This is a genomic window from Sinobacterium norvegicum, from assembly GCF_923077115.1.
Lineage (GTDB): Bacteria > Pseudomonadota > Gammaproteobacteria > Pseudomonadales > Sinobacteriaceae > Sinobacterium > Sinobacterium norvegicum.
In genome coordinates this window covers 242,027-255,288 of sequence record NZ_CAKLPX010000004.1, presented here as the reverse complement: position 1 = coordinate 255,288, position 13,262 = coordinate 242,027, and the positions used below count along the sequence as shown (strand labels likewise).

Genomic DNA, 13,262 nt, shown 5'->3' with positions numbered 1-13,262 from the left:
TCAGACTCTAATTAAAAAGTCTTGGCCTTTTCTGCTGCTTCTTCGATAGTTCCAACCATGTAGAAAGCCTGCTCTGGTAAGTGATCGTAATCACCTGCAAGAATCGCTTTAAAGCCTGCGATGGTATCTTTCAATGCGACGTACTTACCAGGAGAACCGGTGAATACTTCGGCAACGTGGAACGCCTGTGACATGAACTTCTCAATCTTACGAGCGCGGTTAACCGCCTGCTTGTCTTCTTCAGAAAGTTCGTCCATACCTAGGATGGCGATGATATCTTTCAGCTCTTTGTAACGCTGAAGGATAGACTGAACGCCACGGGCAACATCGTAGTGCTCTTGACCGATAACCAGTGGGTCTAACTGACGAGAGGTAGACGCCAGTGGATCGATCGCAGGGTAAATACCCTTAGAAGCGATATCACGGCTCAAAGATACGGTAGCATCTAGGTGTGAGAAGGTAGTCGCTGGGCTCGGGTCAGTCATATCATCCGCAGGTACGTATACCGCTTGGATAGATGTGATAGAACCTACTTTGGTTGAGGTGATACGTTCCTGAAGAACACCCATCTCTTCCGCCAGCGTAGGCTGGTAACCAACCGCTGAAGGCATACGACCCAGCAGTGCTGATACCTCAGTACCCGCAAGGGTGTAACGGTAAATGTTGTCAACAAACAACAGTACGTCACGACCTTCGTCACGGAATTTCTCAGCCATGGTCAAACCAGTCAGGGCAACCCGTAAGCGGTTTCCTGGTGGCTCGTTCATCTGACCGTAAACCATTGCTACTTTCGAGTTAGTCGGCTCTTTCAGGTCAACAACACCTGATTCTTCCATCTCGTAGTAGAAATCGTTACCTTCACGAGTACGCTCACCAACACCGGCGAATACAGACAAACCTGAGTGTGCCTTCGCAATGTTGTTGATCAACTCCATCATGTTGACGGTTTTACCAACACCGGCACCACCGAACAGACCAACCTTACCACCCTTAGCGAACGGGCATACTAGGTCGATAACCTTGATACCAGTTTCAAGCAATTCGTTAGAACTTGCCTGCTCTGCGTAAGAAGGTGCTTTACGGTGAATAGAGGCTCGCTCTTGTTCGCCGATTGGGCCACATTCATCAATAGGGTTACCCAGTACGTCCATGATACGGCCAAGAGTTTCTTGCCCCACTGGTACCTGGACTGGATTGCCTGTATTAGATACTTCTAAGCCGCGTTTAACGCCCTCAGAAGAACCCATGGCAATTGCGCGTACGACGCCGTCACCCATCTGCTGCTGTACTTCCAGAACCAAATTAGCTTCGGTTACTGTCAAGGCATCATATACCTTGGGTACAGAATCGCGAGGGAACTCAACGTCGATAACCGCACCAATTACTTGTACGATATGTCCGTTACTCATTTCCGGATCCTCTTTAATTTCTCAAGTCGGGTGTTAGTCATGTGGGGCCTATACAGCCGCCGCACCACTAACGATTTCTGACAACTCTTGGGTGATTGCTGTCTGACGAGCCTTGTTGTAAACCAACTGCAAGTCATCGATGATGTCGCCGGCATTATCGGTCGCCGCCTTCATCGCAATCATCCGTGCCGCCTGTTCACAGGCTAGGTTTTCAACAATACCTTGGTACACCTGTGACTCTAGGTAGCGAGTTAACAACCCATCTAGGAGCTCTTTTGCATCGGGCTCATAAATGTAATCCCAGAGATGTTGATATGCATCTTCATCACTCGCCTGAAGCGGCAGTAACTGCTCAACTTCTGGAGTCTGGGTCATGGTGTTAACAAACTTGTTAGAAACCACAAAAAGTTTGTCAATCGTGCCTTCGCTGAAGGCGTCCAACATCACTTTCACAGCGCCGATTAAGTCACCGGCCTTCGGTGCATCACCGAGGTCTTTGACTGAGGCAACAACGTTGCCGCCGTAGCTGTTAAAAAAGGCCTGAGCCTTTGAACCGATTACGCAGAGGTCAATCTCAACATTCTGATCAGCGAACGACTTCATAGAAGCCATTGTTTGCTTGAACAGGTTAATGTTCAGACCACCACATAGGCCACGGTCGGAAGATACAACAATGTATCCGACTCGCTTTACATCACGCTCGGTCATAAAAGTGTGCTGGTACTCAGGTGTGGAGTTGGCAATATGCCCAACCACAGCACGAATACGAGTGGCGTACGGCTTACCTACCGCCATACGATCCTGAGCTCTCTTCATCTTACTCGCAGCGACCATTTCCATCGCGCTGGTAATTTTCTGAGTGCTCTGGATGCTCGCTATCTGAGTACGTATCTCTTTTGCGCCAGCCATTATGCTTGCCTTTTTTGGTTTATGTTGAAGCCAGAATATGCGCCGCTAGGCGTTAGCTCGTAACAGCGCATAGTCATTACCAGGTTTGTGTGTTCTTGAATTTCTCAAGAGCAGACTTAAACGTGGCTGCGATGTCGTCACTGTATGCACCAGTTTCGTCGATCTTAGACATAAGATCGGCGTGCTCTGAACGCATGTATGACAACAATGCTGCTTCGAAATCACCAATTTTGGTAACTTCTAAACCATTGAGGAAACCTTCGTTGGCTGCATACAGAATGACACCCATGTCGGCCAGCGACTGTGGCTCATACTGCTTTTGCTTCATCAATTCAGTAACCGCTGTACCGTGTTCTAGCTGGGCACGTGTTACATCATCGAGATCCGAGGCGAACTGGGCGAAAGCCTGAAGTTCACGGTAGGAAGCCAAGGCTAGACGGATACCACCGCCCAACTTCTTGATGATCTTGGTCTGAGCGGCACCACCGACTCGAGATACAGAGATACCTGCGTTCATCGCTGGACGAATACCGGCGTTAAACAAGCTCTCTTCCAAGAAGATCTGACCATCGGTAATCGAGATTACGTTGGTCGGTACGAAAGCTGAAACGTCACCCGCTTGAGTTTCGATAATTGGTAGTGCAGTCAAAGAACCAGTTTGGCCTTTTACTTCACCGTTGGTGAACTTCTCTACGTACTCAGCGTTTACACGTGAGGCGCGCTCAAGTAGACGCGAGTGTAGATAGAAAACATCACCAGGGTATGCTTCACGTCCTGGTGGACGCTTAAGAAGCAAGGAAATCTGACGATATGCCCAAGCCTGCTTGGTCAAATCATCATAGACAATCAGTGCATCTTCACCGCGGTCACGGTAATACTCACCCATTGCACAACCGGCAAACGGAGCCAAATACAGCATTGCTGCTGGATCGGATGCGCCAGCGGCAACAATGATGGTGTGCTCCATTGCACCGTGTTCTTCTAGCTTACGAACAACGTTGGCAATAGTTGACTGCTTCTGACCGATGGCAACATAGACGCACTTTACGCCTGTGCCTTTCTGGTTGATGATTGCATCGATAGCCAATGCAGTCTTACCAGTTTGACGGTCACCGATGATTAGCTCACGCTGACCACGGCCGATTGGCACCATAGAGTCAACAGACTTATAACCAGTCTGAACTGGCTCATCTACTGACTTACGTTCGATAACGCCAGGGGCGATTTTTTCAACAGGAGCAGTCAACTTAGTGTCTACTGGTCCCTTGCCATCGATTGGGTTACCCAGCGTGTCAACCACACGGCCTTGTAGTTCAGGACCGACGGGGACTTCTAAGATACGACCTGTACATTTACAAGTCTGACCTTCCTGCAAGTCTTGGTAATCACCAAGAACGATTGCACCGACAGAATCGCGCTCGAGGTTAAGTGCCATACCAAAGACACCACCTTCAAACTCAATCATTTCACCGTACATCACGTCAGCGAGGCCGTGTATACGAATAATACCGTCAGATACGCTGACGATAGTGCCCTCATTCTGGGCTTCTGATTTCACATCGAGGCTGTCGATGCGAGATTTAATAATTTCGCTGATTTCAGAAGGATTCAATTGCTGCATGCTATATCCCTCAACTCCTAAGAGTTCATTGCTTTGGCTAGTTTACTGAGCTTGCCACGGATCGAATCATCGATAACAGTGTCGCCTGCGCGAACCACCACACCACCAATTAAGCTGTTATCAACAGCGGTGGAGACCGATACTTCACGATTCAACGTAGAAGTCAGAGCTTTAGCCAGTTTTTCAGTAGTAGCGCTATCGAGTTCGAAAGCACTGGTGACTTCAACATCAACACTTTTCTGTTGTTCGGCTTTGAGACCGTCGAACAGTGCTGTGATCTCTGGCAATAAAACCAGACGTTTGTTCTCAGCAAGTACTGCAATAAAAGCCTGTGCTTGTTCAGATAACGCGTCGCCGCATACTTCGACAAATGACTGCTGCTGTTGTGCAGTTGTCAAAGAAGGAGAGCCCAGTAGCTTAACAACAGGTTCTTCACCTGTTACTGCCGCTGCCACGCCCAGCATCTTCGACCAGTTGTCGAGCTCACCGTTTGCCGCTGCGTATTCGAACGCAGCCTTGGCATAAGGTCGAGCTAGGGTTGTCAATTCTGCCATGACGCCCCCTATAGCTCTGCCGCTAACTTATTAACTAACTCTTCGTTTGCTGCTGCATCGATTTGTGATCCAAGGATCTTCTCTGCACCGGCAATGGCGAGTACGGCGACTTGAGAGCGAAGCTCTTCTTTCGCACGGTTTAGTTCCTGCTCAACTTCAGCTTCCGCTGAAGCCTTCAGGCGTTCACCTTCTGCACGCGCCTGGTCTTTAGCCTCTTCAACAATCTGAGATCCACGCTTATTAGCAGAATCAATGATTGCAGCGGCTTCCTGTTTTGCTTCACGCAACTTCAGGCCTGCTTCTTCCTGTGCCAGCTCAAGAGCTTTATCGGCACGGTCAGCAGCTTCAAGACCACTCTTAATTTTTTCTTCACGCTCTGCCATAGCAGATGTGATCACAGGCCAAACATACTTCATGCAAAAGAACACAAAGACCAAAAAGGTAATTGATTGACCTATTAGCGTAGCGTTTATATTCACACCGTCACCTCTGTTGTCAGTGGTTGGCTTTTACTAATTGAGTGAACAATTAACAAAAGATTAGCCGGCTAGAGTAGGAACAACTACGAACAAGATGTACATACCGATACCAACACCGATCATTGGAACAGCATCCAATAGGCCAGCGATAAGGAACATTTTACTCTGTAGCATTGGTGCAACTTCAGGCTGACGAGCAGAACCTTCAAGTAGCTTACCGCCTAGTAGAGCGAAACCGATTGCAGTACCAAGAGCACCAAGACCGATAAGTAGTGAAACAGCGATTAGAGCTAAGCCCATTGTTTTTCTCCTAAGTTTTAGAACATTTAAATTAAAAAGGGTTAAAAAATTTTTTAGTGCTCTTCATCAACGTCGAACGCCATTGCCATATAGACAATCGTCAACACCATGAAGACAAACGCTTGTAGCGTAATAACCAGGATGTGGAATACCGCCCACGCCCACTGTAAAACACCTGCAAACAGACCCAAAGCCCAACCAGCGCCGAACATAATAGCGATTAGGATAAAGATCATTTCACCGGCATACATGTTTCCGAACAATCGCAGACCTAAAGAGATAGGCTTACTGATCAAGGAAATAATTTCTAGCGTAAAGTTGATGGCAATCATCACCGGGGCAAGAATAATGGTCCAGCCCTTTGTTGGTGGTGCGAACGGGTGGAAGGTAAGCTCTTTAACGAAACCTAATAGTCCTTTCTGCTGAACAGAGAAGAAAATCAATAGGCCAAAGACGGTGAAAGCCATACCTAGCGTTACGTTCGGATCTGTTGATGGCACAACCTTGAAGTACAGGTGCGGGTCGCCACTGATCCAAGCTGCCAACATTGGTAACCAGTCGACAGGTACCAAGTCCATTGCGTTCATCAAGAATACCCACACAAAAATGGTCAGCGCTAAGGGCGCAATAAACCTGCTCTTGTGGTGGAAGGTATCTTTAACAGCACCGTCGATAAACTCGACGATCATCTCAACGAAATTTACAAAGCCACTGGGTACACCGCTGGTCGCCTTATTTGCTGCACGTTTAAACAACCAGCAGAATAAAACACCCAATACGATAGACCAACCAATCGAATCGACGTGGATTGCATTAAACCCCATTGCCGACGCTTCTGCTGGGCTATGTGCCATAGTCCAGGTGTCCTGCGCCAGGGTTTCGCCATCAGTACCAACATAGCCGGCAGGCAATTTGCCATACGTCATATTGGTAAGGTGGTGGATAATATAGTCTGAACTACTTTGACCTTCAGCTGCCATGAGTCTTCTCTCGAACCATTATTTAGAGCGCTGCGATAGCATAGCTGCAGCACCCACCCAATTGCCTATTTGCAGTAATGTGAAGCCGGCAAACAATGCAAACACATTCACTTTATCAACAAGCATAAAAATCGCGGCAAACATCAGGAAATTTAAACTAAATTTACCTGCTTCACCGCGATAAAACGCCTGAGAAACTTGCCGAGTCATCTTTGCTCCAGAAAAGCGGAATGCTTGATAGGCAAAATACAGCTGCGGGATAATCGCAGTTAATCCACCTAAAAGCATTGAAATAGACGCTTCAACTCCCCATAACCATAATGTGGCTGCGGTAAGCAGTAAAAGAAACGCTGTTTCTAGCAAAAAAATCTTCAGAATGGGTGGCCGGGCAATCGCTGCACCGCGACGTGCGGGTGATGATTGCATGACTACGCCCTCTAAAAACGACTCTTTTATACCAAACAGTTGTTAACACCCACGTGTTTTCCAACTACTAGCGGCGTCGGATTATAGAAACAATCGCCCCTAGGTTCAATATAAACCGTTAGCCCGATAGTAGTTTATCGTGTTAACGGTTATTCATTTAATAAATGAGACACCAATAAATACTTAACAAACACTTACATAGCATCACAATCTATTGATTGGTAAGTAATTTTACTTAATGTGCGCCAGAATACCATCGAGTTCATCCAGGCTGTTATATTTCAACACTAACTTACCCTTTCCCTTCGCCCCATGCTGTATCGTGACAGGTACACCGACCTTTTCCGACAACGATTCTTCCAGGCGCATAATATCGGCGTTAGCCGTCGCTGTATCCGAGGTATTACTTCCGGCTAACATACTGCGAACCAAGGCTTCCGTTTGTCTAACGCTCATCCCCTTGCTGACAACTTGCTGGGCGGCTATTGCTTGCTGCTCGTTGTCTAAGGCCAATATAGCTCGGGCATGCCCCATTTCGAGATCCCCGTGCTCAAGCAGGGTTTTGACATCATCGCGAAGGGTTAATAGACGCAATAGATTGGCCACCGCAGCCCGTGATTTACCCACCGAGTCAGCGACCTCTTGCTGAGTCAGACCAAATTCATCGCGCAGCCGCTGAAATGCCACCGCCTCCTCGACAGGGTTCAGGTTTTCGCGCTGAATATTCTCGATCAACGCCATCGCAATGGCGGCCTCGTCCGGTACCTCTCGAATCAGCGCCGGGATGGTGGCCAACCCCGCCAACTGCGTGGCACGCCAGCGTCGCTCACCGGCAATGATTTCATAGCGCTGCGTGCCAATGGGGCGAACCACAATAGGCTGCATGATACCCTGCGCCTTAATCGACTCGGCCAGCTCTTCCAGCGCTTGAGGGTTCATGTCTCGGCGGGGCTGATACTTACCGCGCTCTATCCACTCAATAGGTAATTTTTTCAAACTACCGTCGACGATTTCCGTCGCCGCCGACGCTGTGGGTATCTCACTGTCGGCGTGAATAATTGCCGCTGTTTTACTGTCTTTCATCAAGGCGTTTAGGTTTTTACCTAAACCACCAAATTTCTTTGCCATCGGGGAAGCCTAATTGTTATTGGTCACGGGGGCTGGCTCTATGCGGCCTGCTGCTTTTCTCGACGTCGCAGTAACTCTCTCGCCATCGCCATATACGCCACAGCTCCCTTCGATAAACGGTCATATTTAAGCGCCGGCAGACCATAGCTGGGAGCCTCGGCTAACCGCACGTTTCTAGGGATGACAGTACGATAAACTAAACTGCCAAAATGCTCAGTAAGCTGCGCAGACACATCGGTGGTTAAGCTCATACGGGGGTCATACATGGTACGAATAACCCCTTCTATCGCCAACCGTGGATTGATTACATCGCGAATCTGCTCAATGGTTTGCAACAGTGCAGACAACCCTTCTAGGGCATAATATTCGCACTGCATTGGGATGATGACACCATCGGCCGCAACAAGGCCATTTAGCGTCAACATGTTTAAGCTCGGTGGGCAATCGATAATCACGAAGTCGTAATCGTTGTTTACTGCCATCAGCGCATTGTACAAACGCTTCTCTTTATCATCGACAGATAACAGCTCGACCTCTGCCGCGGTAACATCGGCATTCGATGCCAATATATCCATCTCGGCAGCTTCTGAGAACCGTTTCGCTTGTGATATCGGCATTTTATCGACAAGAACATCGTAAACAGAGTGCTCAACCTCGGCCTTATCGATACCACAACCCATGGTGGCATTGCCCTGAGGGTCTAGATCAACCAGCAAGACTCGCTGCTGACTCGCAGCCAAGGAGGCGGCTAAGTTAATCGTCGTCGTGGTTTTACCGACGCCGCCTTTCTGGTTGGAAATGGCAATGATTCGAGCCAAGTGAAAATCCTTATGATTGAGAACCGGTGATACGGTACAAATTTTTACGAACGTTTAATCTCTAATAGGTGGCGCTCGCCGTCAAGCCCTGGAACGTTTAAATATTCACTTGTTAACAATTCAAAGCCTTTGGGAAGACTGTCGAGTTCATCACTGGGATGAACACCTTTCATCAACATAAAACTGCCATCGGGCAATAACAGGTGATGACTCCAGTTGACCATGTCTTCAATCGAGCTAAAAGCTCGAGACATAACAACGTCGAATAACTCCTCGGGATGCCAGGTTTCAACGCGGCGATTCTCTACCGTCACATTAGCCAGTTTTAGCTCGGCCTTGGCCTGCACCAAAAAACGTGTTTTTTTACCGTTGGTATCGAGCAGAGTGAAGTCAAGGTCGGGGTAGACTATCGCCAAGATCATGCCGGGTAATCCTGCGCCAGTACCGACATCAAGATTGCGCTGCCTATGGATAAAAGGCACCATCGAAAGACTGTCTAAGATGTGCTTATCCACCATCTCTACAGGGTTTCTAATAGCCGTCAGGTTATAGGCCTTATTCCACTTCATCAGTAACTGCAGATATGCCATCAGCTGATCGACCGTGGTTGTGGGTAAGTCGAGATTTAGGCCGTTAATACCTGACTCTAACTGTTGCCGTAACTGTTTATCCAACCGCCTGATCCCCAGCTTGAGCCTTGACCAGATGGCCTTGTTTTTTTAGGTACACCAACAACAGCGATAGGGCAGCAGGTGTGACGCCAGGTATTCTCGAGGCCCGCGCCAGAGAGGTTGGTCTAGCCTCTGTCAGCTTCTGCTTCATTTCGTTCGAAAGACCTTCAACCCCATGATAATCAAAGGATTCAGGTAATTCAGTGTTCTCATAACGACGCAGACGAGTAATCTCTTCCTGCTGACGCTCAATATAACCGGCATACTTCACCTGTATTTCAACCTGCTCAGCAACCTGTGGATCTACCACCGTGTTATCGGCGAGCTCGACGACCTGTTGATAACTTAAGTTGGGGCGGCGCAATAATTCCAGCAGAGAGTATTCCCGTGTCAGTGGCTGACCTAGGGTATTATTGACCTGTTCGATATTCTCGACCTTGGGATGCACCCAGGTTTGGCTCAGACGGGTAGATTCGCGCTCGATAGCCTCACGCTTCTCGCAGAAAGCGGCCCAACGGACATCGTCGACCAAGCCCAACTCACGGCCCTTCTCCGTCAGGCGTAAGTCGGCGTTATCCTCACGTAACAGCAGGCGATATTCCGCACGACTGGTAAACATGCGGTAGGGTTCTTTTGTTCCCATACTGATCAAATCATCGACCAGCACACCGAGATAAGCCTCATCGCGACGTGGGCACCAGCCCTCCTTCCCCTGTGACATCAAAGCGGCATTAGAACCGGCTAGCAAGCCCTGCGCACCGGCCTCTTCATAACCGGTGGTACCGTTAATCTGACCGGCAAAGAACAGGCCGTTCATGTGTTTGGTTTCAAGGTTAAATTTCAATTCTTGCGGATTGAAGTAGTCATACTCGATGGCGTAGCCCGGCCGCGTAATATGGGCATTTTCAAAGCCTTTAATCGAGCGAACTAAGTTAATCTGTACATCAAACGGTAGGCTGGTAGATATACCATTGGGGTATAACTCATGGGTATTAAGCCCTTCCGGTTCGATAAATATTTGATGTGAATTCTTATCGGCAAAGCGATGAATCTTATCCTCTACCGAAGGACAGTAACGGGGTCCAACACCTTCGATGACACCGGAGTACATCGGCGAGCGATCGAGGCCACCTCGGATAATATCGTGGGTTTTCTCATTGGTATGAGTAATCCAGCAACACACCTGCTCAGGATGCTGACTGACATGCCCTAGGTAGGACATTACCGGATCGGGCTTATCCCCCCACTGCTCCTGCAATTCAGAAAAATCGACAGTTTTGGCGTCGATTCGTGGTGGCGTACCTGTCTTCAATCGGTCGAAGCTAAATGGCAGTTCACGCAGTCTGTGGGCCAAGGCTATTGACGGTGGATCTCCCGCTCGGCCGCCGCTGCTGTTTTGCATGCCAACGTGAATCACTCCGCCGAGAAAGGTGCCAGCAGTTAAGACGACGGTGTCACCATGGAAACGAATACCAGTATTGGTGACAACACCACGAACGTTATCTCCCTCAACAATTAAATCATCAGCTGACTGTTGAAATATTTGTAAGTTTGGCTGGTTTTCAAGGATGTTTCGAATCGCCGCTCGATACAGTGCGCGGTCAGCTTGGGCCCGAGTAGCCCTTACTGCCGGGCCTTTGCGTTGATTTAATACACGAAACTGAATACCACCAAAATCCGTTGCCGTTGCCATGGCCCCACCGAGGGCGTCAATTTCCTTTACCAGATGACTCTTGCCAATCCCACCAATGGCCGGGTTACAAGACATCATTCCTAGGGTTTCAATGTTATGGGTTAATAACAATGTTTTGACACCCATTCTGGCAGAAGCAAGAGCGGCCTCTGTACCTGCGTGCCCGCCACCGATGACGATTACGCCGTAACGTTCTGGGTAGTCCATTGTAATTAACCTGCTTAGTTAGCGATGATTTTCAAAGAGTGGCAATTATAAGGAGTTATTGGTTATTGAGCAAAACTAGCTTTCTATTAAATCTCTTAATCTTTAATTAAATATCTATACATATATCTTATATATATATTTTCTTTTTATTATTACTATTATTAAGGGCGCCAACTTCACTGGGTAACTGTTTTTTAATCATTTAAATCAAATATTTAGGTGATTTATAAGTCGGTCGTAAATGCTTGTATTAGCGGTCTATAGTTATCGGATAAGCACTGGATAAATACCTGAGTTATACAGTCAGCCCTAATTTTTCTATTTTCAGCCTGTTTTCATCCTATAAATAATCACCTCTTGTGCACAGCAAACCCTAGTGAAAAAAAGGATAAGTATTTTTCTCTCTTTGTATACATGTTGTTCTTGGTTTACTCACAGCTGTGTTGTTAACAAGGTCTGTACTAATAATGGGGATCTATATTAATTCATTAAGTTATTGATAGTGTGTGGGTAAGGCGAGGGTAAGTTGTCAGTTTTGAGTATAAGTCAGTGCACAACATCCGTGTTAGCACTGTGGATCAAGCAGGCGGGCTTTACCGGTAAGACTATTTACCGATACAGAAGCTGGAGAATATTTTCCCCAGTAGGTCGTCAGGGGTAAATTGGCCGGTGATTTCACCGATAGCATTCTGTGCCAGGCGTAAATCTTCTGCTAATAGTTCACCAGCACCGTAGCCAAGCAGTTGATCCGCGCCTGTTTGTAAGTATTGTTCTGCGGTATTTAATGCGGTGATGTGTCGGCGTCTGGCAGTAAAACTGCCCTCGCCACCTGCTTGGAAGCCCATGATTTGTTTCAAGTGGTCTCGTAGCAGCTCGATACCAATGCCGTCCTTGGCAGACAGCCTAATCACAGTATTATCGCCACTGTGAAGCTCTGCCGCCATATTGCTCAGGTCGCATTTGTTTTGAATCACCGTGACTTTTAAGCTGTCTGGTAGCTTGTCGAAAAAGTCTGGCCAGAGGCGGTGAGGGTCTGTCTCTTCGGTGTCGGTACTGTCGACAACGAGTAAGACTCGGTCGGCTTTTTCAATTTCTGACCAGGCGCGGTCGATGCCTATTTGCTCAACCACATCGGCGCTTTCACGCAGCCCGGCTGTATCGATAATATGAAGAGGCATGCCGTCAATCTGTATCTGCTCCCGTAACACGTCCCGTGTGGTTCCGGCAATATCGGTGACGATGGCGCTTTCCTTGCCTGACAAGCTATTGAGTAAGCTTGATTTACCTGCATTGGGTTTGCCGGCAATGACTACGGTCATGCCTTCACTTAATAAACTGCCCTGCCTGGCCTGCTGCATAACCTCGGTAAGGTTTTTTTGCACAGAGGCTAAGTCGTTAGCAACCTTACCGTCGGCGAGGAAATCAATTTCCTCTTCGGGGAAGTCGATGGCTGCTTCGACATAGATACGAAGATTGATCAGGCTTTGCAACAGGGTGTTGATACGTTGAGAGAACTCACCTTGCAGGGATCTTAAAGCGCCACGTGCCGCTTGTTCTGAGGCCGAGTCAATCAAATCGGCTATGGCCTCGGCCTGGGCTAAGTCAATCTTATCGTTAAGATAGGCGCGTTCAGAAAATTCACCTGGACGAGCTAAACGTGCGCCATGGCTAATAACTTCTCGCAACAGGCAGTCGAGAATGACGGGGCCGCCATGCCCCTGTAGTTCGACGACATCCTCACCGGTAAAGGAGTTTGGCCCGGGAAAATACAATGTTAACCCTTGATCAAGGGGCTGCTTAGTGTGGTGAATAACTTCGTAAAAACTGCCGTAATGTGCATAGCGTGGGGTCAGCGGACTATCGCTCATCTGTTGTGCAATGGCCTTGGCCTTGGGGCCGGAAATGCGAATGATACCAACACCGCCACGTCCTGGTGCTGTTGCCAGTGCTGCAATGGTGTCGTTGTCGAGGGCTGTAGTCATAGTCTGTCATCGGTAGTTCGGCATATTAATGGCTGAATATTAGTCGTTTTCATCGTTAAAATCAGCCGCTCTGTTTCCTTGTTGT

13 protein-coding genes are annotated in these 13,262 nt (G+C 48.1%); all 13 read right to left on the bottom strand.

Translation table 11 applies throughout. The annotated features are described in order from the left end of the window. Window positions 1-11 precede the first annotated feature (11 nt). A complete protein-coding gene (gene atpD, locus L9P87_RS15760; protein WP_237445720.1) occupies window positions 12-1,409 on the bottom strand; it encodes a F0F1 ATP synthase subunit beta in 1,398 nt (465 codons plus the stop codon). Window positions 1,410-1,457: 48 nt separating this feature from the next. Next, entirely contained in the window at window positions 1,458-2,318 is an 861-nt protein-coding gene (atpG, locus tag L9P87_RS15755; RefSeq protein WP_237445719.1) for a F0F1 ATP synthase subunit gamma, read from the bottom strand. 76 nt (window positions 2,319-2,394) lie between these two features. Beyond that, entirely contained in the window at window positions 2,395-3,939 is a 1,545-nt protein-coding gene (gene atpA, locus L9P87_RS15750; RefSeq protein ID WP_237445718.1) for a F0F1 ATP synthase subunit alpha, read from the bottom strand. A gap of 17 nt (window positions 3,940-3,956) precedes the next feature. After that, on the bottom strand, window positions 3,957-4,493 hold the full coding sequence (locus L9P87_RS15745; RefSeq protein WP_237445717.1) for a F0F1 ATP synthase subunit delta: 537 nt from the start codon (window positions 4,491-4,493) through the stop codon (window positions 3,957-3,959). A gap of 8 nt (window positions 4,494-4,501) precedes the next feature. Continuing rightward, a complete protein-coding gene (locus L9P87_RS15740) occupies window positions 4,502-4,972 on the bottom strand; it encodes a F0F1 ATP synthase subunit B (RefSeq protein ID WP_237445716.1) in 471 nt (156 codons plus the stop codon). 60 nt (window positions 4,973-5,032) lie between these two features. After that, on the bottom strand, window positions 5,033-5,272 hold the full coding sequence (atpE, locus tag L9P87_RS15735; RefSeq protein ID WP_237445715.1) for a F0F1 ATP synthase subunit C: 240 nt from the start codon (window positions 5,270-5,272) through the stop codon (window positions 5,033-5,035). Window positions 5,273-5,325: 53 nt separating this feature from the next. Further along, window positions 5,326-6,252, bottom strand: coding sequence for a F0F1 ATP synthase subunit A (atpB, locus tag L9P87_RS15730; RefSeq protein WP_237445714.1), 927 nt, complete (start codon window positions 6,250-6,252; stop codon window positions 5,326-5,328). An 18-nt stretch (window positions 6,253-6,270) separates the two neighbouring features. After that, a complete protein-coding gene (locus L9P87_RS15725; protein WP_237445713.1) occupies window positions 6,271-6,678 on the bottom strand; it encodes an ATP synthase subunit I in 408 nt (135 codons plus the stop codon). A 231-nt stretch (window positions 6,679-6,909) separates the two neighbouring features. Continuing rightward, complete coding sequence (locus L9P87_RS15720) at window positions 6,910-7,806, bottom strand: ParB/RepB/Spo0J family partition protein (RefSeq protein WP_237445712.1); 897 nt, start codon at window positions 7,804-7,806, stop codon at window positions 6,910-6,912. Window positions 7,807-7,844: 38 nt separating this feature from the next. Beyond that, window positions 7,845-8,624, bottom strand: coding sequence for a ParA family protein (locus tag L9P87_RS15715; protein ID WP_237445711.1), 780 nt, complete (start codon window positions 8,622-8,624; stop codon window positions 7,845-7,847). 44 nt (window positions 8,625-8,668) lie between these two features. Beyond that, window positions 8,669-9,298, bottom strand: coding sequence for a 16S rRNA (guanine(527)-N(7))-methyltransferase RsmG (gene rsmG, locus L9P87_RS15710; RefSeq protein WP_237445710.1), 630 nt, complete (start codon window positions 9,296-9,298; stop codon window positions 8,669-8,671). Continuing rightward, window positions 9,291-11,195 carry a tRNA uridine-5-carboxymethylaminomethyl(34) synthesis enzyme MnmG gene (gene mnmG, locus L9P87_RS15705; RefSeq protein WP_237445709.1) on the bottom strand — a complete coding sequence of 635 codons (1,905 nt, stop codon included), beginning with the start codon at window positions 11,193-11,195 and terminating at the stop codon, window positions 9,291-9,293. Before mnmG ends, rsmG begins: the two co-directional genes overlap by 8 nt. Before the next feature lie 605 nt (window positions 11,196-11,800). Continuing rightward, a complete protein-coding gene (mnmE, locus tag L9P87_RS15700) occupies window positions 11,801-13,177 on the bottom strand; it encodes a tRNA uridine-5-carboxymethylaminomethyl(34) synthesis GTPase MnmE (RefSeq protein WP_237445708.1) in 1,377 nt (458 codons plus the stop codon). Window positions 13,178-13,262: the final 85 nt, after the last annotated feature.